At 69.9% G+C, this 23,134-nt stretch carries 22 protein-coding genes and 1 pseudogene; 8 read left to right on the plus strand and 15 right to left on the minus strand.

Annotated elements, in window-relative coordinates:
• Nucleotides 1–9: 9 nt before the first annotated feature.
• Genes tatA through VGN50_RS00630 form a run of 4 tightly spaced genes read right to left on the minus strand, consistent with a single transcriptional unit; the run spans nucleotide 10 to nucleotide 2,594 of the window.
• Complete coding sequence (gene tatA / locus VGN50_RS00615; protein WP_327442688.1) at nucleotides 10–291, minus strand: Sec-independent protein translocase subunit TatA; 282 nt, start codon at nucleotides 289–291, stop codon at nucleotides 10–12.
• Between the two features lie 32 nt (nucleotides 292–323).
• Nucleotides 324–632: a hypothetical protein gene (locus VGN50_RS00620; RefSeq protein ID WP_327442689.1), complete on the minus strand. Its 309-nt coding sequence runs from the start codon at nucleotides 630–632 to the stop codon at nucleotides 324–326.
• Between the two features lie 10 nt (nucleotides 633–642).
• Nucleotides 643–1,605, minus strand: coding sequence for a WYL domain-containing protein (locus tag VGN50_RS00625; protein ID WP_327442690.1), 963 nt, complete (start codon nucleotides 1,603–1,605; stop codon nucleotides 643–645).
• The gene (locus tag VGN50_RS00630; protein ID WP_327442691.1) at nucleotides 1,602–2,594 is read right to left on the minus strand and encodes a helix-turn-helix transcriptional regulator; all 993 of its coding nucleotides are present in this window, start codon (nucleotides 2,592–2,594) and stop codon (nucleotides 1,602–1,604) included. Before VGN50_RS00630 ends, VGN50_RS00625 begins: the two co-directional genes overlap by 4 nt.
• Nucleotides 2,595–2,646: 52 nt before the next feature.
• On the opposite strand from VGN50_RS00630, the gene VGN50_RS00635 reads away from it, so the two are divergent.
• A complete protein-coding gene (locus VGN50_RS00635; protein WP_414694490.1) occupies nucleotides 2,647–3,771 on the plus strand; it encodes a DUF3866 family protein in 1,125 nt (374 codons plus the stop codon).
• 7 nt (nucleotides 3,772–3,778) lie between these two features.
• Here the strand turns inward: VGN50_RS00635 and VGN50_RS00640 are convergent, their stop codons facing one another.
• The 3 genes from VGN50_RS00640 to pafA all read right to left on the minus strand — a co-directional run bounded on the left by VGN50_RS00640 (nucleotide 3,779) and on the right by pafA (nucleotide 6,605).
• A complete protein-coding gene (locus VGN50_RS00640; RefSeq protein ID WP_327442692.1) occupies nucleotides 3,779–4,165 on the minus strand; it encodes an FKBP-type peptidyl-prolyl cis-trans isomerase in 387 nt (128 codons plus the stop codon).
• Between the two features lie 45 nt (nucleotides 4,166–4,210).
• A complete protein-coding gene (locus tag VGN50_RS00645; RefSeq protein WP_327442693.1) occupies nucleotides 4,211–5,164 on the minus strand; it encodes an FKBP-type peptidyl-prolyl cis-trans isomerase in 954 nt (317 codons plus the stop codon).
• A 73-nt stretch (nucleotides 5,165–5,237) separates the two neighbouring features.
• On the minus strand, nucleotides 5,238–6,605 hold the full coding sequence (gene pafA / locus VGN50_RS00650; protein WP_327442694.1) for a Pup--protein ligase: 1,368 nt from the start codon (nucleotides 6,603–6,605) through the stop codon (nucleotides 5,238–5,240).
• A 158-nt stretch (nucleotides 6,606–6,763) separates the two neighbouring features.
• Between pafA and VGN50_RS00655 the strand changes: the two genes are divergently transcribed.
• Nucleotides 6,764–7,399, plus strand: coding sequence for a peroxiredoxin (locus tag VGN50_RS00655; protein ID WP_327442695.1), 636 nt, complete (start codon nucleotides 6,764–6,766; stop codon nucleotides 7,397–7,399).
• Nucleotides 7,400–7,416: 17 nt separating this feature from the next.
• Here VGN50_RS00655 and prcA read toward each other — a convergent pair whose 3' ends face one another.
• Genes prcA through dop form a run of 4 tightly spaced genes read right to left on the minus strand, consistent with a single transcriptional unit; the run spans nucleotide 7,417 to nucleotide 10,822 of the window.
• Nucleotides 7,417–8,238 (minus strand): proteasome subunit alpha, encoded by an 822-nt coding sequence (prcA, locus tag VGN50_RS00660; protein WP_327442696.1) that lies wholly within the window; start codon nucleotides 8,236–8,238, stop codon nucleotides 7,417–7,419.
• Entirely contained in the window at nucleotides 8,235–9,062 is an 828-nt protein-coding gene (gene prcB, locus VGN50_RS00665; RefSeq protein ID WP_327442697.1) for a proteasome subunit beta, read from the minus strand. Before prcB ends, prcA begins: the two co-directional genes overlap by 4 nt.
• Entirely contained in the window at nucleotides 9,059–9,265 is a 207-nt protein-coding gene (locus VGN50_RS00670; RefSeq protein WP_154683544.1) for a ubiquitin-like protein Pup, read from the minus strand. The genes prcB and VGN50_RS00670 overlap by 4 nt, the downstream gene beginning before the upstream one ends.
• Nucleotides 9,266–9,304: 39 nt before the next feature.
• Nucleotides 9,305–10,822 (minus strand): depupylase/deamidase Dop, encoded by a 1,518-nt coding sequence (gene dop, locus VGN50_RS00675; RefSeq protein WP_327442698.1) that lies wholly within the window; start codon nucleotides 10,820–10,822, stop codon nucleotides 9,305–9,307.
• A gap of 31 nt (nucleotides 10,823–10,853) precedes the next feature.
• Here dop and VGN50_RS00680 point away from each other — a divergent pair, with 31 nt between their 5' ends.
• From VGN50_RS00680 to VGN50_RS00690, 3 genes are all read left to right on the plus strand, one after another.
• A complete protein-coding gene (locus VGN50_RS00680; RefSeq protein WP_327442699.1) occupies nucleotides 10,854–11,870 on the plus strand; it encodes an alpha/beta hydrolase in 1,017 nt (338 codons plus the stop codon).
• Between the two features lie 76 nt (nucleotides 11,871–11,946).
• Complete coding sequence (locus VGN50_RS00685) at nucleotides 11,947–12,936, plus strand: ribose-phosphate pyrophosphokinase (protein ID WP_327442700.1); 990 nt, start codon at nucleotides 11,947–11,949, stop codon at nucleotides 12,934–12,936.
• The gene (locus VGN50_RS00690; RefSeq protein ID WP_327442701.1) at nucleotides 12,933–13,358 is read left to right on the plus strand and encodes a DUF3054 domain-containing protein; all 426 of its coding nucleotides are present in this window, start codon (nucleotides 12,933–12,935) and stop codon (nucleotides 13,356–13,358) included. The genes VGN50_RS00685 and VGN50_RS00690 overlap by 4 nt, the downstream gene beginning before the upstream one ends.
• Here VGN50_RS00690 and VGN50_RS00695 read toward each other — a convergent pair.
• The 4 genes from VGN50_RS00695 to VGN50_RS00710 form a co-directional block, all read right to left on the minus strand.
• The gene (locus VGN50_RS00695; RefSeq protein WP_327442702.1) at nucleotides 13,279–14,127 is read right to left on the minus strand and encodes a sterol desaturase family protein; all 849 of its coding nucleotides are present in this window, start codon (nucleotides 14,125–14,127) and stop codon (nucleotides 13,279–13,281) included. The genes VGN50_RS00690 and VGN50_RS00695 overlap by 80 nt on opposite strands.
• A 40-nt stretch (nucleotides 14,128–14,167) precedes the next feature.
• Nucleotides 14,168–15,907, minus strand: a complete 1,740-nt coding sequence (arc, locus tag VGN50_RS00700) for a proteasome ATPase (protein WP_327442703.1) — start codon at nucleotides 15,905–15,907, stop codon at nucleotides 14,168–14,170.
• Nucleotides 15,908–15,980: 73 nt separating this feature from the next.
• Nucleotides 15,981–16,979: a tRNA (adenine-N1)-methyltransferase gene (locus VGN50_RS00705; protein ID WP_414694494.1), complete on the minus strand. Its 999-nt coding sequence runs from the start codon at nucleotides 16,977–16,979 to the stop codon at nucleotides 15,981–15,983.
• A gap of 11 nt (nucleotides 16,980–16,990) precedes the next feature.
• On the minus strand, nucleotides 16,991–18,097 hold the full coding sequence (locus tag VGN50_RS00710; protein ID WP_327442704.1) for a site-2 protease family protein: 1,107 nt from the start codon (nucleotides 18,095–18,097) through the stop codon (nucleotides 16,991–16,993).
• 60 nt (nucleotides 18,098–18,157) lie between these two features.
• Here VGN50_RS00710 and metH point away from each other — a divergent pair, with 60 nt between their 5' ends.
• The 3 genes and pseudogenes from metH to VGN50_RS00725 form a co-directional block, all read left to right on the plus strand.
• Nucleotides 18,158–21,958 (plus strand): methionine synthase, encoded by a 3,801-nt coding sequence (metH, locus tag VGN50_RS00715; protein ID WP_414694495.1) that lies wholly within the window; start codon nucleotides 18,158–18,160, stop codon nucleotides 21,956–21,958.
• Between the two features lie 70 nt (nucleotides 21,959–22,028).
• On the plus strand, nucleotides 22,029–22,730 hold the full coding sequence (locus VGN50_RS00720) for an HAD family phosphatase (RefSeq protein ID WP_327442705.1): 702 nt from the start codon (nucleotides 22,029–22,031) through the stop codon (nucleotides 22,728–22,730).
• 80 nt (nucleotides 22,731–22,810) lie between these two features.
• Nucleotides 22,811–23,134, plus strand: a pseudogene (locus tag VGN50_RS00725) (aminopeptidase); the annotation flags it as partial.

Genomic DNA, 23,134 nt, shown 5'->3' on the forward strand with positions numbered 1-23,134 from the left:
GGTGACGGGTCAGGAGAGGCCGGAGGAGTTGCCCTCGCGCGGGCTGGTCTCCTCGCGAGGCGCGGTGTCCTGGCGGGGCGGAGCCTCGTCCTTGACGGTCTCGCCCTTGACGGTGTCGCTGCTGGCCGCGCTCTTGCCGTCGTGCTTCATCTCGTTGACCTCGGACTTGAAGATCCGCATCGAACGCCCCAGGCTGCGGGCCGCGTCGGGGAGGCGCTTGAAGCCGAAAAGGAGTATGAGCAGCGCGAGGATGATCACGATGTGCCAACCCTCGAATGCGCCCCTGAGCATGATGTGCCTTCCTTTTCGGCCGCGTGGTGAGTTCAGTCTACGGGGCGGGCCCAGCGGGGCTGTCTGGCGGCCTGGCGGGCGCGCCGCTCCTGCTTCAACGCTCCACGCGTGGCGTGGCGTTCCCGGCGCAGCTGCCGCGGGTCTCCGAACACGGCCAGCGGCGCCGGTGGCGTCCGGTCGCCGAGCCGCTCGGCCTGGGCCTGCAGGCCGGTCAGGGTGTCAGACGCATGGGCGACCTCGGCCGTCAGCTCTTTGAACTGGCCCCACACGCCCCAGACACGGGTCGCCAGGTAGGCCACCGCGACCACGACGAGCAGCACCCAGATCAGGACCCACAACACGCCCAGCACCCTACCCGTCGTAGGCCGCCAGAGCGGCCTCGGCACCGCTGCGGACGCTGTCGGCCAGCTCTACGGGTGCCAGCACCCTGCCGAGTCCTCCCAGCCGCCACATCAGCCGGCGCAGCCACAGTGTGTCGGCCGTGCGCAACGTGACGGTCTGCGACCCGTCGGATGCCGTCTCCACCGACTCGACCGGGTAGTAGTCACTCACCCACGCGGCGCCGGCCTCGAGCCGCAGCGTGACCAGGGTGTCGTCCGGGCTCGCGGTGAAGGTCCCCGCGTCGAGGTCGCGCAGCCGAGCGTGCGCGGGCGGTGTGCCGTCCTCGTCGAGCACCTGCATCGACTCGATCCGGTCCATCCGGAACAACCGCGTGTCCTGGGCTCGGTGGCACCAGCCCTCGAGATACCAGCGGGAGTCGAGGTTGACCACGCGCATCGGGTCGACGTCGCGCTCTGTGGCCTCGTCACGACTCGGGACGAGGTAGCGAAGGTGGACGCGCCGATGGTCGACGACCGCGCGCCGGGCGTCGGCGAGCAGGTTCGCCTCGACGCCCTCGTCGATCGCGACCTCGACGCGAGCGGCCGCCTCGGCACTGGCCCCGGTGGCCTGCTCGAGCTTGGCCATCGCACGCTCGATCGCGTCGCGCTCCCCCAGTCCGGGGACCGCAGCCAGGGCGCGCAGGCCCACCATGAGGGTCAAGGCCTCGTCGCGACCCAGCCGCAGCGGGCGGGCGATGGCGTCCGCGTTGGTCACGAAGACCCGGCCGCCCTCCCACTGAGCGTCGATCAGCTCGTCCGGCATCTGTCCGTAGCCGCACAGGTAGAGCAACCGCAGGTCGGTCTCGAGCTGGTTCGCGGTGATGCCCAGGTCAGCGGCGGCCTGGTCGAGGTCGATCCCCTGGCGGTTGACCAGCCACGGGACCATCGTCAGCAGACGGGACAGCCGCGCGGTCGCGGTCTCGGGAGCGCTCATGCCATGGCCTCCTGACCGAGGGCACCGCGCAGCCGCGCCATGACCAGCTCACGGACCTCCGGTGGCTCCTCCACGACGACGTCGGGCCCGTAGCCGGTGACCTCGTCGGCGAAGGTGTCAGCGTCCGTGAACGGGACCTCCAGCAGGGTCCAGCCGGCCGGGGGCGGCTCGGTCGCCCGCTCGTGGCCACGACGGCGCAGCGCCTGACCGCGTCCCTCGCGGGCCCGCACCACGGCAGTGCGTGCCTGCTGGTCGCCAACGGTGGTGCGGATCATGTCGCGAGCGCTGTGGTCCGAGGGCACGGCATAACCGCCGGGTTTGCCCACGGGCCTGACCGCACCCTCGATGCGCGACAGCCGGAACACGCGCGGCGCACCGCGGTCGAGGTCGTGCCCGGTGAGATACCAGCGGCCGTGCCACGATGCGAGGCCCCACGGCTGGACGCGACGCGTGAGGACCTGGCCCTGACCGCCGGTGCGGTAGCCGAAGGAGATGGTCTGCTGGGCGACCACCGCGTTCTTCACCGGCTCGAAGGCCGCCTCTCGCGTGCCCAGCCGAGGCTCGATCCCGACGAGGGACTCGCCGTCGCGCTCGATGTCGATGGCTTTGAGCTTGCGCAGGGCCGACGCTGCCGGGCCGGCCAGCGAGGCGTGCGCCCAGGTACGGCTCGCCAGCCCGAGGACGGCCAGCTCGTCTGCCTCGAACTCGATATCGGGCAGTGCGTAGTCGCGCTGGTCGATGCGGTAGCCCAGCTCGTCGTCCCAGACGCCACCGATGTCCTCGGTGACCAGCGGGATCCCGAGCTCGCGCAGCTCGTCCTTGTCACGCTCGAACATCCGGTCGAAGGCCTCGTCGCTGGCCGCCGAGCCGTACTGCGGCACGATCTCGCGGATCTTGGACTTGGGGAGCGCCCGGCGCGTGTAGAGCAGGCAGAGCACGAGGTTCAGCAGACGCTCGGTCTTTGCCGCAGGGCCGGTCGGGGAGCTCACAGGGCGACGCTACCGGAGTACGCAGGAGAGCCTGACGGCTACTGTGCGTGTCGTGATGCAGTGGCGCGATGGACGGGTCGAGCAGGTGCACGGACGCTGGCCGGGTGCAGTCGAGTATGCCGTGCGGCTGGCTCCCCAGGACGCGTCCGGCGAACCTGAGACGGTTCGCGCTCTGGCCTACACGGCGCTGGTCGGCGAGCCCCAGGTGGGCGACCGGGTCCTGCTCAACGCATCTGCCCTGCTGAGAGGCCTCGGCACGGGGGGTCTCGCCTTCGTCGTCGCTGTCCCCGACCGGCTCCCCGCCGACCCGCCTCCTCCGCACGGCCACATCGTCAAGGCGCGGTACACACCCCACCAGCAGATGTTCCTCGCTGTCGACGAGCAGGACAGCCCCCACCACGCCCTCATGACGGGTCCCCTGGCCGCGGCGGGTGACCTGGAGGGTATGCCGGTCGTCGTCGCCGATCTTCACTCGGCCCTCCCAGCCGTGCTCTGCGGTCTCCGCGTGGATCGACCGCACGCCCGGGCTGTCTATGTGATGACCGACGGGGGCGCCCTGCCGATCGCGTTCTCGCGCACGGTCGCCGGGCTGAAGGACGCCGGGTGGCTCGCCGCGACCGTGACCGTGGGTCAGGCCTACGGCGGTGACCACGAGGCGGTGACACTGCATTCCGGGCTGCTGGCCGCACGGCATGTCGTCGGGGCCGATCTGGCCGTCGTGGTCCAGGGCCCCGGAAACGTCGGCACCGGCACGACGTGGGGCTACACGGGTGTGGCGGCCGGCGAGGCGGTCAACGCGACGGCCACGCTCGGCGGGCGAAGCATCGCCGCGCTGCGGGTCTCCGAGGCCGACGTCCGAGAGCGGCACCGGGGCATCTCCCACCACAGCATCACGGCATACGGGCGTATCGCCCTGGCGGCCGCCGACGTGCCCATCGCCAACCTCGATACCGAGTTCGGACAGGTGGTCGGCGAGCAGGCCCACCGCCTGGTGAGGGAGGCCGCCGGGGCGCTCACCGTGCGACAGGTGTCGGTCGACGGCCTCGACGCAGCCCTTCGCGCGTGCCCCGTCCCGCTGTCGACGATGGGCCGGGGGCTCGACGACGACTACGCGTCGTTCCTCTACAGCGCAGCAGCCGGGCGGCACGCCGCCCGGCTGCTGTCTGACGAGCTGTGACGCGCGGTCAGCGCACGTCCACGAGGTCGACCACGAAGATCAGGGTCTCGCCCGGCTTGATCGCGCCGCCGGCGCCGCGGTCTCCGTAGCCGAGGTGCGCCGGGATGGTGAGCTTGCGACGGCCCCCCACCTTCATGCCGACGATGCCGTCGTCCCAGCCACGGATGACCTGGCCGACGCCCAGCCGGAAGTCCAGCGGCGCGCCCCGGTTCCACGAGGCGTCGAACTCCTCACCGGTGGAGTGGGCCACGCCCACGTAGTGGGCTGAGATCGTGTCGCCGGACTTGGCCTCCCGGCCGTCGCCCTCCTTGAGGTCCTCGACGACCAGGTCGGCGGGGGCAGCGCCCTCCGGAAAGTCGATCTCGGGCTTGGTCGTGCTGGGGTCGAATCCCATGCTGGTCTCCTTGGTCGTTCGGTGCGGTGCAGGGCCGGGTCGGGCTCAGTACGCCGCGAGGATGTCGACGACGAACACGAGCGTGTCCGTGCCGCTGATCTTCGGGGGGCTCCCCGCAGTGCCGTAGCCGTCCGCCGGCGGCACGACCAGCAGGACCCGGCTGCCCACCGGCTTGCCGACGAGCTGGCTGTCCCACGCCTTGATGACGCGCTGTGCGCCGATGATGGTCTCGAAGTACCCCTGCGGGCTGTTGGCCGAGGAGTCGAAGTTGACGCCGTTCTTCCACAGTGCCCCGGTGTAGGTGACTCGGATCGTCTGGCCGGCCGCGACCTTGGGGCCGCTGCCCTGGATCAGGAGCTGACCGATGGTCTTGGTCGGAGCCTTGGCTCCCTTGGGGATGGTGATCGTGGCGGCCTTGCCGTCGGTGGGCACGCTGACGGTGGGCAGGCCGGGGACGGGCTTGACGGGCGTGCCCTGGGCCGACTTCAGCGCCGTCTGGGTCGAAAGGACGTCCATAAGGAACAGCACGGTGTCGGTGCCGCCGACCTTGATGTTGGCGTTGCCCTGGGTGCCGAAGGCGTCCTTGGGCGGCATGGCGACCAGGATGCGCGAGCCGACCTTCTGGTTTGCGAGGCCCTTCTTCAAGCCCGGCAGGAGGCTGGTGGAACCGAGGTTGATGCCGAGGTCCTGCTTGCCGAAGTTGGTGTCGAGCTGGGCGCCGTCCTTGGCGTTGACGAGGACGTACTTGAGGCTGACGATCTCGTCGCCCTTGATGGTCGGGCCCGTCCCACTCTTGAGCACCCGCGTCGTGGTCTCCTTGACCGACAGGGGCTTGGGCTTGACGGTGACGGTCGGCGCGGTGGTGGCGCTGCCCCCGGTGACGGTCACCTGGTCGAGGGCGGAGCCCGTCGCGGTCTTGGAGCCGCCACCACAGGCGGTGAGCACCAGCACAGCAGCAACGAGTGTGGCGCCGAGGGCATGGATAGGTCGAGTCTGCACGGTGAGGGTAACTTTCGCCGGGGGTGGGATCTCGACCACCATAACCGCCGCACCTGGCAGGGCCGGAACCGCGTCAGCCGCGCATGCCCTCGATGAGGCGTTCGACCCGTGCGTCGACTGCAGCGAAAGGATCCTTGCACAGCACCGTGCGCTGCGCCTGGTCATTGAGCTTCAGGTGCACCCAGTCCACGGTGAAGTCCCGGCGGTGCTCCTGAGCCGCCTTGATGAAGTCACCACGCAGCTTGGCGCGCGTCGACTGCGGCGGCACGGTCTTGGCTTCGAAGACCTCGGGGTCGCTGCAGACCCGGGCGGCCCGGCCATGCTTCTGCAGCACGTAGAACAGCCCACGCTGCCGGTTGATGTCGTGGTAGGCCAGGTCGAGCTGAGCCACCCGAGGGTGCTCCAGCGGCAGCCCGTGTTTGGCCATGTAGCCGGTGATGAGCTTGTGCTTGATCACCCAGTCGATCTCGGTGTCGACCAGGGACAGGTCGCCGCTGCCCACCGCGCGCAGGGTGCGCTCCCAGAGGTCGAGCACCTGCTTGTGGATCGGGTCCTCGAGGCCCTCCCGATCGGCGAAGGCCTGTGCGCGTTCGAGATACTCGCTCTGGATCTGCAGTGCCGACAGCTCGCGCCCGTTCGACAGCCGGACGGTCTTGCGGCCGGTCATGTCGTGGCTCATCTCACGGATGGCGCGGATGGGGTTCTCCAGCGTCAGGTCCCGCACGACGACGCCGGCCTCGATCATGCGCAGCACCAGGTCGGCCGAGCCCACCTTGAGCATCGTCGTCGTCTCGCTCATGTTGGAGTCGCCCACGATGACGTGGAGGCGGCGGTAGCGCTCGGCGTCCGCGTGGGGCTCGTCACGCGTGTTGATGATGGGGCGGCTGCGGGTGGTGGCCGAGGAGACGCCCTCCCAGATGTGGTCGGCCCGCTGGCTGACGCAGAACGTCGCGCCCTTGGAGGTCGTCACGACCTTGCCGGCCCCGCAGGTGATCTGGCGGCTGACCAGGAACGGGATCAGGACGTCGGAGAGCTGCTGGAACTCGCCGGCCCGGCCAACCAGGTAGTTCTCGTGGCAGCCGTAGGAGTTGCCGGCCGAGTCGGTGTTGTTCTTGAAGACGTAGATCTCGCCCTCGATGCCCTCCTCCGCGAGGCGCTCCTGGGCGTCGGCGACCAGCCCCTCGATGATGCGCTCTCCCGCCTTGTCGTGCACCACCAGCTGGCGGACGTGGTCGCACTCGGGGGTGGCGTACTCGGGGTGGCTGCCGACGTCGAGGTAGAGGCGGGAGCCGTTGGAGAGAAAGACGTTAGAGGAGCGACCCCAGGAGACCACCTTGCGGAAGAGGTAGCGGGCCACCTCGTCCGGTGTGAGCCGTCGCTGCCCGTCGAACGTGCACGTGATGCCGTACTCGTTCTCGATCCCGAAGATCCGGCGCTCCATGAACCCACTCTAGGCTCCCCGCTCGGCCTGGCGAGGCTCGACGGGCCGGACTCCCGATCCGGCGGGTCCACCATTCGGACAGGGCATCCACAACGCGGTCAAGTAACGGCATGTTGGGTCATGACAAACATCGCGTTACCTTCGAGAGGAAGGCCCCAATGGCCACGCTGCGACTGGGCGACGACGCCCCCGACTTCACCGCCGAGACCACCGAGGGCGAGCTGAGCTTCCTGGACTGGAAGGGTGACGGTTGGGCCGTGCTGTTCAGCCACCCGGCTGACTTCACCCCCGTCTGCACCACCGAGCTCGGCCGCGTCGCCCAGCTCAAGGACGAGTGGGCCTCCCGCAACACCAAGGTCATCGCGGTCTCCGTCGACGCGGTCGAGGACCACCAGGCGTGGAAGTCCGACATCGAGGACGTCGCCGGCGCGCCCGTCGAGTACCCGATCATCGCCGACAAGGACCGTCAGGTCGCCGAGCTCTACGACATGATCCACCCGGCTGCGGGCGACACGTCCCCAGTGCGCTCGGTCTTCATCATCGACCCGGTCGGCAAGGTGCGCCTGTCCCTGACGTACCCGAAGAGCGCCGGCCGCAACTTCGACGAGATCCTGCGCGCCCTGGACGCTCTGCAGGTCAACGACGCCGGCCCGTTCTCGACCCCTGCCGACTGGAAGGTCGGCGAGCGCATCATCGTGGCGCCGACCGTCTCGACCGAGGACGCCAAGGCCCGCTTCAAGGGTGTCGAAGAGGTCAAGCCCTACCTGCGGTATGCCGAGGCCCCGCAGGCCTGAGGTCACCGCAGATCGAGCTAGTCGCCCGGGCGCTGCGTCTGCGGGTTGGTGGACTCGTCGCGAGGCGACGTGTCGCCGGTCAGCGTGTCGTGGGGCCCGGGCCGCACGTCGTCCTCATGCGGCGCGTCGTGGGTCGGGTCGTCCTTGCTCAGGAGGGCCGTCAGCAGCGTCCCACCGATGCGACGGAAGGTGCGTCGCGGTCGCTCGCGGTCGAGCACGGCCACCTCGAGCTGGGCGGCGGTGAGCTGACGGGGCGCTCCCCCAGCCGGATCCTGGCCGAGCAGCTCCACCGCGAGGCTGAGCACGTCGGCGAGGGACATGCCGGGGGTCCAGCGGTCCTTGAGGGCGGCGTCGATCGGCTCGGCCGCGCCGCCCATGGCCACGAAGCCCCGCTCGTCGGCCACCGAGCCGTCGTAGGTGAGTCGGTAGATCTGGTCGTCGTCGGAGACGGCGCCCACCTCGGCCACGACGATCTCGACCTCGTACGGCTTGGACTCCTGGGTGAACACCGTCCCCAGCGTCTGCGCGTAGGCGTTCGCCAGACCGCGGGCGGTCACGTCGATGCGGTCGTAGGAGTAGCCGCGCAGGTCGGCATACCGGACACCGGCCACGCGGAGGTTCTCGAACTCGTTGTACTTGCCGACCGCCGCGAAGGCGATGCGGTCGTAGATCTCGGACACCTTGTGCAGCGCCCGCGAGGGGTTCTCCGCGACGAACGCGATGCCCTTGTCGTAACCCAGGACGACAACGGAGCGGCCGCGGGCGATGCCCTTGCGGGCGTAGTCGGCCCGGTCCTTCATGAGCTGCTCGGGCGAGACGTAGAACGGCATGCTGGTCATCGGGCGCCTCCGGGGTTGCCCTGACGGGCGGCGATGACGGACTCGACGACCTCACGCAGGTCGTCGTCCGAGACGAAGCGGACACCGTCGGCGTGGACCACAGCGACGGTGGGCCAGATCCGGCGCCCCAGGTCAGGTCCACCGGTCGCCGAGTCGTCGTCGGCCGCGTCGTAGAGGGCCTCGACGGTGACGCTGACCGCCTGCTCGGCCGACAGGCCGGCACGCCACACCTTCTTCAGGGCACCCCGGGCGAACAGCGAGCCGGAACCCACGCTGTGGTGGTCGTGCTCCTCGTAACAGCCGCCGGTCACGTCGTAGGAGAAGATGCGGCCGACCCCCTTGTCGAGGTCGTAGCCGGCGAACAAAGGCACCACCGACAGCCCCTGCATGGCCATGCCGAGGTTGGCGCGGATCATCGAGGCCAGGCGGTTGGCCTTGCCCTCCAGGGACAGCAGCGTGCCCTCGATCTTCTCGTAGTGCTCGAGCTCGACCTGGAAGAGCTTGACGAGCTCGATCGCCAGCCCGGCGGTCCCGGCGATGCCGACGGCCGAGTACTCGTCGGCGGCGAAGACCTTCTCCATGTCACGGTTGGCGATGATGTTGCCCATGGTGGCGCGCCGGTCACCGGCCATGACCACGCCGCCGTCGAACGTCGCGGTCACGATCGTCGTGCCGTGCGGCGCCTCGAGGCTGCTGCCCACGGGCAGCGACCGGCCGGACGGCAGCAGGTGCGGCGCGTGTACCCCGAGGAACTCGCTGAACGACGACGAGCCTGCCGAGAGGTATGCCGCGGGGAGCCTGCCCGTGTCAGCTCCGCCGGTCACTGGCCGCCCTTCTGGACGAAGCCGCGCACGAACTCCTCGGCGTTGGACTCCAGCACCCCGTCGATCTCGTCGAGGACGCTGTCGATGTCGGAGTCGAGGTTCTCCTTGCGGGCGCTGGCCTCGGGCGAGGCGGGAGTCGGCTCGGGAGCCTCGTCGGGGGCGTCCTCGCGGCGCTGTGGCCTGCTCTGCTCTTGGCTCGGCATCGCTGGTGACCTCTCGCTGTGGTGGCTTCTCCGACCACCCTAGCCCGAGGCGGACGCCAACTCACGCAGCAACGTGGCTGCATCCGGGCTCCGGTCGAGCAGGCCACCCACGCTGGCCTTCGTGCCCCGCAGCGGTTCGAGCATCGGCACCCGCTGGAGGGACGTCTGACCCGGGATGTCGAAGATGACCGAGTCCCACGAGGCGGCGGCGATCTGGTCGGGGTACTTCTCCAGGCACTTGCCGCGGAAGTAGGCGCGGGTGTCGGTCGGTGGCTCGTGCACCGCGTGCATGACGTCGGCGTCGGTGACGAGCTCCTCGAAACGGCCCGCCGCCCGGAGTCGGTGGAAGACGCCCTTGTCCGCTCGGACATCGGACCACTGGATGTCGACGGCGCGCAGCCGCGGGTCGGACCACTCGAGGCCGTCGCGGTCGATGTAGCCCTGGAGGACCTGCTGCTTGGCCACCCAGTCGACCTCGCGAGCCGCCTCTCGCGGGTCGCGCTCGAGGCGGTCCAGCACCAGGGCCCACCAGCGCATGACCTCGGCGGTGTCCTCGTCGGGTTCCCCGGCATACCGGTCCTGCAGGTAGTGCTCGGCCAGGTCGTGGTAGGCCCACAGCAGCTGCACCGCCGTGAGCTTGCGGCCGTCGCGCAGCTCGACGAGCTCGCGCAGGCTCGGGTCGTGGCTCACCGCGTGCAGGGAGGCGACCGGGCGCGCGATCGTGAGGTCGGCGTCGATGGCGCCGTCCTCCACCATCGCGAGCACCAGCGAGGTCGTGCCGAGCTTGAGCAGGTTGGCCACGTCGCAGTGGTTCGCGTCGCCGATGATGACGTGAAGGCGGCGGTAGAGGTCGGCCACGGCATGCGGCTCGTCGCGGGTGTTGATGATGGGCCGCTTCAGCGTGGTCTCGAGGCCCACCTCGACCTCGAAGAAGTCGCTGCGCTGGCTGACCTGGAAACCGTGGGTGCGTGAGTCCTGGCCGATGCCGACCCGCCCCGACCCGCACATCACCTGCCGGGCCACGAAGAACGGCACGAGGTGGCGCACGATCTCGGTGAACGGCGTCTCGCGGCGCATCAGGTAGTTCTCGTGAGTGCCGTAGGAGGCGCCCTTGCCATCGGTGTTGTTCTTGTAGAGGTTGACGCCCGGCGGCAGCTGGGACAGTCGTCGCACCGACTCGCCCATGATCGCTTCGCCGGCCCGGTCCCAGGCCACGGCGGCGCGGGGGCTGGTCACCTCGGGCGAGGAGTACTCGGGGTGTGCGTGGTCGACGTAGAGGCGGGCGCCGTTGGTCAACACCACGTTGGCGAGGGTCGGGTCCTCCTCGTCGGTGAGCTGGCTGGCGTCGGCGAGGCCCCGGTTCATCTCGAAGCCGCGCGCGTCACGCAGCGGCGCCTCGTCGGCGTAGTCCCACGACGCATGGGCGGCCCGGATGCCCTGGGCGGACGCGTAGGCGTTGACGACCTGCCCCGACAGGATCATCGGGTTGGCGGCCGGGTCGCCGGGGACCGAGATGCCGTACTCGGTCTCGATGCCCATCACCCTGCGAACGCTCATGCTGTCACCCTAGGTGAGAGACTCAGGGCCCATGCGGCACTCCCCCTTCACGATGTACCCGCGGACCGCGGCGTTCACCGCCCTCTACGAGCGCCTCGGGGCCCCGGTCGAGCGGCTCGACCTCGCGGGCATCCGCCGCAGCCGCGGGGTGGTCTACCCGCAGGTGCCTCCGTTCTCCTGGATCACGGGGGGCGGCGGCCGCTCCGTCGGGGTGAGCTTCGGGACGGCGCCCGCACGGGACGGCTATGAGATCCCGCTACGCCTGTATCGCCCGCGAAGGCTCCGTGACACCCAGACCGACGTGCCGGTGGTCCTCTTCTTCCACGGCGGCGGCTGGGTCCAGGGCAACGTCGTCATGTACGACCCGCTCTGCATGCATCTGGCCGAACAGGTGGGTGCAGTGGTCGTCAGCGTCGACTACCGGCTCGCTCCCGAGCACCCGGCTCCACTGGCGGCTCACGACGCGATCGACGCCACCGGGTGGGTGGCCCACCACGGCGCGGTGCTGCGCGCCGACACCAGCCGGCTGGCGGTCTGTGGCGACAGCGCCGGCGGCAACCTCGCGGCCGTCGTGGCTCAGGCGATCCGTGACGACCACGAAGCCGGGACCTCGCCCATACGCCACCAGGCCCTCATCTACCCCGCGACCGACATGACGATGTCGTCCCCCTCGATCGACGAGCTCGCCGACGCACCAATGCTCACGAAGACGAACATGCTCGCCTTCCGCGACCACTACTGCCCCGACCCCGCGTCGTACGTCGACCCGCTGGTCTCGCCCCTCTTCGGTGACCTCGCGGACCTTCCTCCAGCGCTCATCCAGACCGCCGACCTCGACCCCCTGCGCGACGACGGCACGCGGTATGCCGATGCCCTGCGTGCTGTAGGCGTTCCGGTGCGGCTCACCAACTACCTGCGGGTGCCGCACGGGTTCGCGTCCTTCCCAGGCGTGGTGGCCACGGGCGCGCAGCACCGGGCCGAGCTCGTGGGAGAGCTGCGCACGCATCTGTATGCCGCGCACGTATCGCCCGACCTGCTCGGCGGCTAGGCTCGGAGCAGCCCTCTGCACGTCGAACAGCTCAGTGCACCAAGCCGACTCCAGCCCGACCCTCCCAGGAGCCAACGTGCGGGACATCGTGGTCTTCTCCGGAAGCGCCCACCGCGCCTTCGCGGCGCGGATCTGCCAAGCCCTCGGAGTCGACCTCTCCCCCGCAGAGATCAAGCGCTTCAGCAACGACTGCCTGCAGGCCCAGCTGCTCGAGAACTGCCGCCAGCGCGACGTCTACATCGTGCAGCCGCTCGTCCCGCCAACGCAGGAGCACCTCATGGAGCTGCTGCTCATGATCGACGCGGCGCGGGGAGCCTCGGCGGCCCAGATCACCGCGGTCATCCCTCACTACGCCTACGCGCGGTCTGACAAGAAGGACGCGTCGCGCATCTCTCTGGGCGGCCGGCTGGTGGCCGACATGCTCGTGGCGGCCGGTGCCCACCGCGTGCTGACGATGACGCTGCACGCGCCCCAGGTGCACGGCTTCTTCTCCGTCCCGGTCGACCACCTCACTGCCATCGGGGTGCTGGCGGACCACTTCCGAGGACGTGACCTGAGCGACTCGGTCGTCGTGTCACCCGATCTCGGCAACGCCAAGACCGCCACCCAGTTCGCCCGCCTGCTCGGCCTGCCCGTCGCCGCGGGCTCCAAGCAGCGTCTCGCCGACGACCGGGTGGTCATCGACTCCATCGTGGGTGAGGTGTCCGGACGCCACGCGATCGTGCTCGACGACGAGATCGCCACGGGCGGCTCGATCATCGAGCTGCTCGACCGCCTCGCCGACCGGGGCTGCACCAGCGCCGACGTCGCCTGCACCCACGGCCTCTTCGCCGGTAAGGCCGTCGAGCGGCTGCGCGACCACCCCATGATCGGACAGGTGGTCACCACCGACACCGTGCCGTCCCCGGCCCGGTGGCCCGAGCTGCAGGTGCGGTCGGTGGCCCAGCTGTTCGCCGAGGCGATCCAGCGGATCCATGTCGGCGAGTCCGTGAGTAGCCTCTTCGACGGGGTCGACCCGACCCACGCGCAGCCCCAGGCCACGCTGTTCGACAAGGTGCGCGGATGAGAGGCATCGTCCCCACCTTCGTGGTGGACGCCTGTCTCGTGCTGCTCTTCGCCCTCATCGGGCGGGCGAGCCACGTCGAGGGCGTCACCGTCGTGGGTGTCCTGTCGACCGCGTGGCCGTTCCTCGTCGGCCTGGCGCTGGGCTGGGTGGCCGTCCGGCTCCTTTGGCACGCCTGGCCTCGCGAGGTGGTCCAAGCAGTGCCGGTCTGGCTGGTCACCGTCGCGGGCGGTCTCGTGCTCAGGGTGGCTTCAGGCGGAGGTGGCGCCCCGCTGCCCTTCGTCGTCGTGGCGACCGTGGTCCTCGGCGCCTTCATCATGGGCTGGCGGGCGCTGGCCGCGCCCCTCAGGCGTCGGGCGTGGGCGCCCAACCCGGAGGGGCGAAAAGGTAACCCACCCGGTCGCGCCAACGGCGAGCCTGTCTGACCTGGCGGAGCATCAGGGCCAGCTCGCCGTACTGCAGCCGGAACGGGTTGAACGTCGTCACCGGGTGGGTCAGGCCGTAGGTCGGCCGCTCCCGCTCCTCGGCGAACGTGCCGAACAGGCGGTCCCACACGATGAGGATGCCGCCGTAGTTCCGGTCGAGGTAGGCAGCGTCGCTGGCGTGGTGGACCCGGTGGTGCGACGGCGTGTTGAACACGAGCTCGACGGGCCGCCAGAGCTTGGGGATCGTCTCGGTGTGCACCCAGAACTGGTAGACGAGGTTGAGCGAGAACACCGCGAAGATCATCCAGGGCGCGACCCCGAGCAGGGGCAGCGGCACCCAGAACAGCAGCTCGCCCCAGGGGTTCCACTTCTGGCGCAGCGCGGTCGTGTAGTTGAAGCGGACGCTGCTGTGGTGGGCCTGGTGCATGGCCCACAGCAGCCGGACCCGGTGGCTGGACCGGTGGTAGGCGTACCAGAGCAGGTCGACGAGCAGGATCGTGAGCACCCATGTCCACCCGCGGTGGGGGTCGAGGCGCAGGGGCGTCACGGCATACAGAGCGGTATAGCCGAGCAGCGCACCCGTGCGGACCACGAGGTTGACGACGACCGAGCCGAGGCCCATGGACAGGCTCGCCCCACTGTCCTTGAGGTCGTACCCCTGGGCTGGCTCGTCACCGTCGAGCACGCGTAGCGCGACCAGCTCGAGCCCGATGAACAGCACGAAGAAGGGCACGGCCAGCAGGGTGGGCTCGCGCAGCAGGTGGTCCATGGCCACATGTTACCGCGAGTAAGTTACGGGGTGAAGCCTCCTACAGGTACTGCCCCGTGTTCGCCACGTTGTCGATGGACCGGCCCGGCTCGGTGCCGCTCTTGCCGGTGATGAGCGTGCGGATGTAGACGATCCGCTCGCCCTTCTTGCCGGAGATGCGAGCCCAGTCGTCGGGGTTGGTCGTGTTGGGCAGGTCCTCGTTCTCCTTGAACTCGTCGACGCAGCTGGCCAGCACGTGGTCGACCCGGATGCCGCGCTGCCCGACCGTGAGGAAGTCCTTGATCGCCATCTTCTTGGCGCGGTCGACGATGTTCTGGATCATCGCTCCGGAGTTGAAGTCCTTGAAGTACAGGACCTCCTTGTCGCCGTTCGCGTAGGTCACCTCGAGGAAGCGGTTCTCCTCGATCTCGGAGTACATCCGCTCGACCGCCGCCGTGATCATGGCGTCAACGGTCGCCTGTGGGGAGCCGCCATGCTCGGCCAGGTCGTGTTCGTGCAGCGGCAGATCGGCCGTGAGGTACTTGCTGAAGATGTCACGGGCACTCTCGGCATCCGGACGCTCGATCTTGATCTTGACGTCAAGGCGCCCCGGCCGCAGGATCGCCGGGTCGATCATGTCTTCGCGGTTGGATGCGCCGATGACGATGACGTTCTCGAGCCGCTCGACGCCGTCGATCTCGGACAGCAGCTGAGGGACGATGGTCGTCTCGACATCGGAGCTGACGCCCGACCCTCGGGTGCGGAACAGGCTGTCCATCTCGTCGAAGAACACCACCACGGGTGTTCCACCGGAGGCCTTCTCGCGCGCCCGCTGGAAGATCAGCCGGATGTGCCGCTCGGTCTCGCCGACGTACTTGTTGAGCAGCTCGGGACCTTTGATGTTGAGGAAGAAGGACTTGCCGACGGGCTTCCCCTCCTTCTCGGCGACCTTCTTGGCCAGCGAGGCGGCGACCGCCTTGGCGATCAGCGTCTTGCCGCAGCCGGGCGGCCCGTAGAGCAGCACGCCCTTCGGGGGCTTGAGCTTGTGCTCGAGGAACAGGTCCGGGTGCAGGTAGGGCAGCTCGACGGCGTCGCGGATCGCCTCGATCTGCCCGGCCAGCCCCCCGATGTCCTCGTAGTCGATGTCGGGGACCTCTTCGAGGACCAGCTCCGCGACCTCGGCCTTCGGGATCCGCTCGTAGACGAAACCGGAGCGGGGCTCGAGCATGAGCGCGTCGCCGACCCGGATGGGCTCGCCCTCGAGGGACTCGGCCATGCGCACCACGCGCTCTTCGTCGGCGTGCGCGACGATCAGCACCCGGTCGTCGCCGAGCATCTCCTTGATCATGACGACCTCGCCGACCCGCTCGAAGCCGCACGCGGCCACGACGTTCATCGCCTCGTTGAGCCGAACCTCGCGTCCGCTGGACAGCTCGGAGGGGTCGACCGCGGGACTGACCGCCACGTGCATCTTGCGGCCACCCGTGAGGATGTCGACGGTCGCGTCGTCGTAGGACTCGAGGATGATGCCGTAGGCCGCAGGGGGCTGGGCCAGCCGGTCGACCTCGGACTTGAGCGTGACGATCTGCTCGCGGGCCTCCTTGAGGGTGCGCACCAGGCGCTCGTTCTGGGAGGAGATCGTCGCGAGGTTCGACTGCAGCTGCAGGACCCTCGTCTCGAGCTCGCGGGATCGGACCGGTGCGTCGGCCAGGCGCTGCCGCAAGGCCGCCACCTCCTCGGCGAGAAGCTCCGCCTGGCGACGCTCCTCGGAACGGTCAGCGGGGGTGCGGTGGTCGGTCATGTCGGCTCCCTCGGTGGCGAACGACTGGCAACCGACCGCTCACGGGCGGCCGATAACCCAACCTAACGCCGAACTACTCAGAGGTGTCGGAGGTTTGCGTCACAGATCGGCGAACGCGTCGGACCTTCTTGTCCGAAGGGACGCGTTCGCCTATCCCTTCGGCTGAGAAGTCGCTGTCCTGGCCGAAGCTGGACGTGTCGACGCCCGCGTCGCCGTCCTCGCCGTAGGCACCCTTGGCTGGCCGTCGCTTGCGCAGTGGGGGCGTCACACCCGGGGCCAGCCGGCGCGTCGTGATGAGGAACCCGGTGTGCCCGTGCATCCGGTGCTGAGGCCGGACCGCCAACCCCTCGAGGTGCCAGCCGCGGACCAGCGACTCCCACGCCTCGGGCTCGGTGTAGCCCCCGTGGTCGCGCATGGCCTCGGCGACGCGCGAGAGCTGGGTGGCCGTGGCCACGTAGCAGATCAGGACGCCTCCGGGCAGCAGGGCGTCGGCCACGACCTCGAGACACTCCCAGGGCGCCAGCATGTCGAGGACCACCCGGTCGACCGAGGCCGGCTCGACTGCCATGGGCAGCTGCTCGACGAGGTCGCCGACGGTGACCGTCCAGGCGGGGTGGTCGTGTCCGAAGAAGGCCCTCGCGTTGCCCTGGGCGATGGCCGCGAAGTCGTCGCGACGCTCGAACGAGTGCAGGTGCCCGTGCTCCCCCACCGCCCGCAGGAGGCTCATCGACAGCGCCCCCGACCCGACGCCGGCCTCGACCACCCGGGCGCCGGGGAAGATGTCGGCCATCGTGACGATCTGCCCCGCGTCCTTGGGATAGACCACGGCCGCGCCACGGGGCATGGACATGACGTAGTCAGAGAGCAGCGGTCGCAGCGCGAGGTACTCGACCCCGGCGGTGTTGCGGACGACCGAGCCGTCGGGGGCGCCGATGAGGTCGTCGTGCGCCAGCCGCCCGCGGTGGGTGTGGAACTCGCGGCCGGCCTCGAGCGTGATGGTGTGCAGGCGACCCTTGGGGTCGGTCAGCTGGACCCGCTCCCCCGCGCGGAACAGTCCTCTGCGCATGCTCATGGGCGGCGAGTCTAGTTGCGTGCCGCCGCCTCGTTGACCAGGCGGGCGTGGGCGACGCCGTACGGTCGGCCCTGCCGAGTCAGCACCACGACCCCGTGCGAGCTGGCACCCATGGCGGCAAGCACCGGCCCGAGCCCCGACTCCGGTGCCACCTCGACGATGTTCTCCTCGGGGATGCGCATCACCGCCGACGACAGCGGGGCGTGCTCGTCCATGGCCTCGGCCGGCTTTCCGCCCGTGGCGAGGACCAGGCACGGTATGCCGCGCTCGTCGGTGGTGACGACGGCGTGGGTCCCGACCAGAGCGACGCCCAGCGGCGTGTCCGGAGGCAGGTACAGCGCCTCCTCCATGACGTCCGCCACGGTGAGCCGGTCGAGGTGTGTGAGGGCCGACCCGCGGCGGATGGACTCGGTCGCGCCGGACCACAGCATCGACCCCACGACCAGCACCCAGATGCTGCTGAGCCCCAGCCCGCTGCCGTCGAGCAGCGGGCGACCCAGGAACCACAGGACGACGAGCACGGCGACGACCCGGCCGCACCACCCCGCCACCACGGCCCCCTTGTTGCGGCTGCCGCTCGCCTTCCAGACCAGGCACTCCACGACCTGACCACCGTCCAGCGGCATGCCGGGCAGGATGTTCAGCACGGCGAGCGAGCCGTTGATGATCACGAGCCCCTCGAGGAGGTGGCCGGGGACGCCGGAGCCGACCAGCGGCAGCAGCGCCAGACCGAGGCCGGCCAGGACGGCGTTCGCCGCCGGCCCGGCAGCCGCCACCGCGGCCATCCGCCCCGGCGTCGTCCGCCCCGCCTCGAACGAGGTGTGACCTCCCCACAGCGTCGCCACGATGCGGATCACCGGCATACCGAAGGCACGTGCCGTGACTCCGTGAGCGCCCTCGTGGACCAGGACGCTCAGGAGCAGCAGGACCGCCTGCGCCAGGCCCAGTGCGATGCCGTAGGCCGGTCTGGTGGCGAGCACGGGACCGCTGACGACGGCGACGATCACCAGCGCGATCACGAACCAGCTGGGGGCCAGGAACACGGGGATACCCCTGATCGCGCCCAGCCGCACGCCTTGGCCACTGTGGTCGTGCGATCGCGGCGACGCGCTGCTCATGGGCCCGACAGTACGTGAGCCCGCACGACGCCCGACTTGCGGCCGCGCCATACTTGGTCGGTGCCCACCTCCACCGTGCTCCAGCCCGATGCCACCGAGACGCTGCGCGCCGCGCTGACCCAGCGGGTGCTCGTGATGGACGGTGCCATGGGCACCATGATCCAGCGCGAGGGCCTGGGTGAGCAGGACTACCGCGGCGAGCGCTTCGCGCAGTGGCCCAGCGACCTCAAGGGCAACAACGACCTGCTGTCCCTGACCCAGCCGGACATCATCCGCGGGATCCACCTGTCCTACCTCGAGGCCGGCGCGGACCTCATCGAGACGAACACCTTCAACGCCCAGCGGATCTCGCTCGCCGACTACGGGATGGAGGACCTCGCGTACGAGCTGAACGTGGCCGCCGCCCGGCTGGCCCGCGAGGCGGCCGACGAGATGAGCCGGCGCACGCCCGACCGTCCGCGCTGGGTGCTGGGTGCCCTCGGGCCGACCAACCGCACCGCCTCCATCTCGCCCGACGTCAACGACCCCGGCACGCGCAACGTCACCTTCGACGAGCTGGTCGAGGCCTACCTCGAGCAGGCACGAGGCCTGGTGGACGGCGGCGTCGACGTCCTCATCATCGAGACGATCTTCGACACGCTCAACGCCAAGGCCGCGATCTTCGCGGTCGAGACGCTGTTCGAGGAGCACGACCGGCGCTGGCCGGTGGTCATCTCGGGCACCATCACCGACGCCTCCGGCCGCACCCTCTCCGGTCAGGTGACCGAGGCCTTCTGGAACTCGGTGCGCCATGCCAGGCCCCTCGCCGTGGGCCTCAACTGTGCTCTCGGTGCCGCCGAGATGCGGCCCTACGTCGCCGAGCTCGCGAGGGTGGCTGACACCTTCGTCTCGTGCTACCCCAATGCCGGGCTGCCCAACGCCTTCGGCGAGTACGACGAGCTGCCGGACCAGATGGCCGAGGTCGTCGGCGAGTTCGCTCAGGCAGGTCTGGTCAACCTCCTGGGCGGCTGCTGCGGCACCACGCCCGAGCACATCGCCGCCATCGCCAAGGCGGCTGACGGCCAGCCACCGCGGGTGCCGGCCGAGGTGCAGCCCGCGCTGCGCCTGGCTGGGCTCGAGCCCCTCACCGTGACCGAGGAGTCCTTGTTCGTCAATGTGGGTGAGCGCACCAACATCACCGGCTCGGCACGCTTCCGCAAGCTCATCCAGGCGGAGGACTACCCCACCGCCCTCAACGTCGCGCGCCAGCAGGTCGAGTCCGGGGCCCAGGTCATCGACATCAACATGGACGAGGGGATGATCGACGGCGTCGCCGCGATGGACCGCTTCGTCAAGCTCGTGGCGAGCGAGCCCGACATCTCGCGGGTGCCGCTGATGGTCGACTCCTCGAAGTGGGAGGTCATCGAGGCGGGGCTCAAGTGCGTCCAGGGCAAGCCGATCGTCAACTCGATCTCCATGAAGGAGGGCGTGGAGCCCTTCGTCGAGCACGCCCGGCTGTGCCGCAAGTACGGCGCGGCGATCGTCGTCATGGCGTTCGACGAGGAGGGGCAGGCCGACTCGCTGGAGCGCCGCAAGGTGATCTGCCAGCGCGCGTACGACATCCTCACCCAGGAGGTGGGGTTCCCCGCCGAGGACATCATCTTCGACCCCAACATCTTCGCGGTGGCGACGGGCATCGAGGAGCACGCGGCATACGGCACGGACTTCATCGAAGCCACCCGCTGGATCAAGCAGAACCTGCCCGGCGCCCTGGTGTCGGGCGGCGTCTCGAATGTCTCCTTCTCGTTTCGCGGCAACAACCCCGTGCGCGAGGCGATCCACGCGGTGTTCCTGTTCCACGCCATCCAGGCCGGCATGGACATGGGCATCGTCAACGCGGGCGCGCTCGTCGTCTACGACCAGGTCGACCCCGAGCTTCGCGAGCGCATCGAGGACGTCGTCCTCAACCGCCGCCCCGACTCCACCGAGCGCCTGCTCGAGATCGCCGACTCGTTCAACACCGGCGACACCAAACAGGAGGCGATCGCAGAGGAGTGGCGCTCGCTCCCGGTGGGCGAGCGGATCACCTATGCCCTGGTCAAGGGCATCGACGAGTACGCGGAGTCCGACACCGAGGAGCTGCGCCAGGAGATCTCGGCCCGGGGCGGCCGGCCGATCGAGGTCATCGAGGGCCCGCTGATGGACGGCATGAACGTCGTCGGCGACCTCTTCGGTGCGGGCAAGATGTTCCTGCCCCAGGTGGTGAAGTCCGCACGGGTCATGAAGAAGGCCGTCGCCTACCTGATCCCGTTCATCGAGGCCGAGAAGCAGCCCGGCGACGCCGAGCGCACCAACGGCAAGGTCGTCATGGCGACGGCGAAGGGCGACGTCCACGACATCGGCAAGAACATCGTGGGCGTCGTCCTGCAGTGCAACAACTACTCCGTCGTCGACCTGGGCGTCATGGTGCCCGCCCAGAAGATCCTCGACACCGCCAAGCAGGAGGGCGCCGACATCATCGGCCTCTCGGGGCTGATCACGCCGTCGCTGGACGAGATGGTCACGCTCGCGTCGGAGATGGAACGGCAGGGGTTCGAGATCCCGCTGCTGATCGGTGGGGCGACCACCTCCCGCGCGCACACGGCCGTCAAGATCGCGCAGAAGTACCACGGCCCGATCGTCTGGGTGAAGGACGCCTCCCGATCGGTGCCGGTGGTCGCGGCCCTGCTCTCTGACGAGCAGCGGCCGAAACTGCTGGCCGAGACCGAGGCCGACTACGTGGCCCTGCGCGAGCGGCACGCCGCCCGCACGGACGCCCGGAAGCTGCTGCCGATCGCCGCGGCCCGCGCGGCGGCACCGCAGATCGACTGGTCGGACTACCACCCGCCCCGCCCGCGGATGCTGTTGCAGCAGGCGATGGACGTCTGCGCGGGCCCGAGCTGCGACCACCTCCACCACGTGGCCACGCAGTTCGTGCGCAGCCTTCCCGACTACCCGCTCGAGGAGTTGCGGCGCTACATCGACTGGCAGCCGTTCTTCAGCGCCTGGGAGATGCGGGGCCGGTTCCCCGACCTGCTGCACAACCCCGCCAGCGGGGAGGCCGCCCGCCGCCTGTACGAGGACGCCCAGAACCTGCTCGACCGCATCGTCGAGGAGAAGTGGCTGCGGGCCAACGGCGTCTTCGGGCTCTTCCCGGCCAACCAGGTGGACGGCGACAGCATCGAGGTCTACACCGACGAATCGCGGGGCGCCGTCCTCACCACGCTGCACCAGCTCCGGCAGCAGACCGAGGGGCGTGAGGGGGCGGCCCGCAAGTCGCTGGCCGACTTCGTGGCACCCCGCGCGACCGGGCTGCGGGACTACGTGGGCGCCTTCGCGGTCACCGCGGGACTGGGTGCGGCCGAGCGGACCGCTGCGTTCCGTAAGGCGAACGACGATTACAACGCGATCCTGCTCGAGTCGCTGGCCGACCGGCTCGCCGAGGCCTTCGCCGAGCGGCTGCACGAGCGGGTGCGCAAGGAGTTCTGGGCCTACGCGCCGGACGAGCACCTCGACAACGACGCGCTGATCGGAGAGAAGTACGCCGGGATCCGGCCGGCACCGGGCTATCCCGCGTGCCCGGAGCACACCGAGAAGCAGACGATCTGGGAACTGCTCGACGTCGAGGCGCGCACCGGGATCCAGCTCACCGAGAGCATGGCCATGTGGCCTGGTGCGGCCGTGAGCGGCCTGTACTTCTCCCACCCGCGGTCGCGCTACTTCGTGCTGGGGCGGCTCGGCCGGGACCAGGTGGAGGACTACGGCCGCCGCAAGGGCTGGACCCTCGACGAGGCCGAGAAGTGGCTGTCGCCGAACCTGGGCTACCGCACAGAGGACGAATGACAGTCCCCACGACGCGCCCGCTCGCCGCGGTCCCTGCGCGAGGGCCGTTCCCCAGGGACAATCGGAACAGATGACCGAATCACTGCGCGCCGTCCTGTTCGACATGGACGGCACCCTCGTCGAGACCGAGGAGCACTGGGGCACAGCCCTCTTCGCTCTGGCCGAGCGGCTCGGCGGGCGGCTGTCCGCCCAGGCCCGGCAGGCGACCGTGGGCTCCAGCATGCGGACGTCGATGGAGATCCTCTACCGCGACATCGGCGTGACCCGCACCGAGGACCAGCTCCTGGCCGACGCCGGATGGGTCGAGGACGCCACCGCGGAGCTGCTCGCCGAGGAGATCACCTGGCGGCCGGGTGCCGCAGACCTGCTGATGTCGGTCCGCGACTCCGGCCTGGCCACGGCTCTGGTGACGACGACGCCCCGTCGGATCGCGGACATCGTGCTCACGGCCATCCGCGGCGACCTCGGTTCGGACCCGTTCGACCTGACCATCTGCGGGGACGAAGTGCCGGCCCGCAAGCCCGACCCGGCGCCGTACCTGATGGCCATGGACGCCCTCGACGTGCTGCCCCAGGAGTGCGTCGTCGTGGAGGATTCGGAGGCCGGGATCACCGCCGGGCTCGCGGCCGGGATCGCCGTGCTCGGCGTCCCGACGATGCAGGTCGTGGCGCCGGCGCCGGGGCTCACCCTGCGCGACGGGCTCGTCGGGATCGGACCCGACGAGCTGGCCACGCTGCTGACCGACACCGATCGGACCGACTTCGCCGCCTGACATTCCGCTACGTGTGGAGCAGAGTCGACGCCTTCGAACGCCTTCCGTGGGTAGCGCCCACGTCGACGAGGACGGGTGACGTGACTGCAGAGACCACGCTCCACGGCATGATCACGATCGAGCACGTCCTGTCGCTGCCGCTGGTCCATGACGGGGGCGGCGGAGAGACGATCGAGGTGTTCGCGCGGGAGGTCGCCGCCCCCGACGGTCGCGACCGCCCGTTTCTCGTCTACCTCCAGGGCGGTCCGGGCCAGGAGGCCCCACGGCCGACCGGCCTGCCGACGGCTCCCAGCTGGCTTCCGCGCGCCCTGCGGGACTATCGGGTGCTGATGCTCGACCAGCGCGGGACGGGCCTGTCCACGCCCTACGGCGCACCCGGTACGGACCCTCGGGCCGACGCCGAG

Source organism: Pedococcus sp. (assembly GCF_036000045.1).
In the GTDB taxonomy this organism is placed as follows: domain Bacteria; phylum Actinomycetota; class Actinomycetes; order Actinomycetales; family Dermatophilaceae; genus Pedococcus.

Excerpts from the sequence above, each read along its gene's own strand:
- tatA (WP_327442688.1), bottom strand. The coding sequence starts at position 291 with ATGCTCAGGGGCGCATTCGAGGGTTGGCACATCGTGATCATCCTCGCG.
- VGN50_RS00625 (WP_327442690.1), bottom strand. The coding sequence starts at position 1,605 with ATGAGCGCTCCCGAGACCGCGACCGCGCGGCTGTCCCGTCTGCTGACG.
- VGN50_RS00640 (WP_327442692.1), bottom strand. The coding sequence starts at position 4,165 with ATGGGATTCGACCCCAGCACGACCAAGCCCGAGATCGACTTTCCGGAG.
- pafA (WP_327442694.1), bottom strand. The coding sequence starts at position 6,605 with ATGGAGCGCCGGATCTTCGGGATCGAGAACGAGTACGGCATCACGTGC.
- VGN50_RS00655 (WP_327442695.1), top strand. The coding sequence starts at position 6,764 with ATGGCCACGCTGCGACTGGGCGACGACGCCCCCGACTTCACCGCCGAG.
- prcA (WP_327442696.1), bottom strand. The coding sequence starts at position 8,238 with ATGACCAGCATGCCGTTCTACGTCTCGCCCGAGCAGCTCATGAAGGAC.
- VGN50_RS00670 (WP_154683544.1), bottom strand. The coding sequence starts at position 9,265 with ATGCCGAGCCAAGAGCAGAGCAGGCCACAGCGCCGCGAGGACGCCCCC.
- dop (WP_327442698.1), bottom strand. The coding sequence starts at position 10,822 with ATGAGCGTTCGCAGGGTGATGGGCATCGAGACCGAGTACGGCATCTCG.
- VGN50_RS00680 (WP_327442699.1), top strand. The coding sequence starts at position 10,854 with ATGCGGCACTCCCCCTTCACGATGTACCCGCGGACCGCGGCGTTCACC.
- VGN50_RS00690 (WP_327442701.1), top strand. The coding sequence starts at position 12,933 with ATGAGAGGCATCGTCCCCACCTTCGTGGTGGACGCCTGTCTCGTGCTG.
- VGN50_RS00695 (WP_327442702.1), bottom strand. The coding sequence starts at position 14,127 with ATGGACCACCTGCTGCGCGAGCCCACCCTGCTGGCCGTGCCCTTCTTC.
- arc (WP_327442703.1), bottom strand. The coding sequence starts at position 15,907 with ATGACCGACCACCGCACCCCCGCTGACCGTTCCGAGGAGCGTCGCCAG.
- VGN50_RS00705 (WP_414694494.1), bottom strand. The coding sequence starts at position 16,979 with ATGAGCATGCGCAGAGGACTGTTCCGCGCGGGGGAGCGGGTCCAGCTG.
- VGN50_RS00710 (WP_327442704.1), bottom strand. The coding sequence starts at position 18,097 with ATGAGCAGCGCGTCGCCGCGATCGCACGACCACAGTGGCCAAGGCGTG.
- VGN50_RS00720 (WP_327442705.1), top strand. The coding sequence starts at position 22,029 with ATGACCGAATCACTGCGCGCCGTCCTGTTCGACATGGACGGCACCCTC.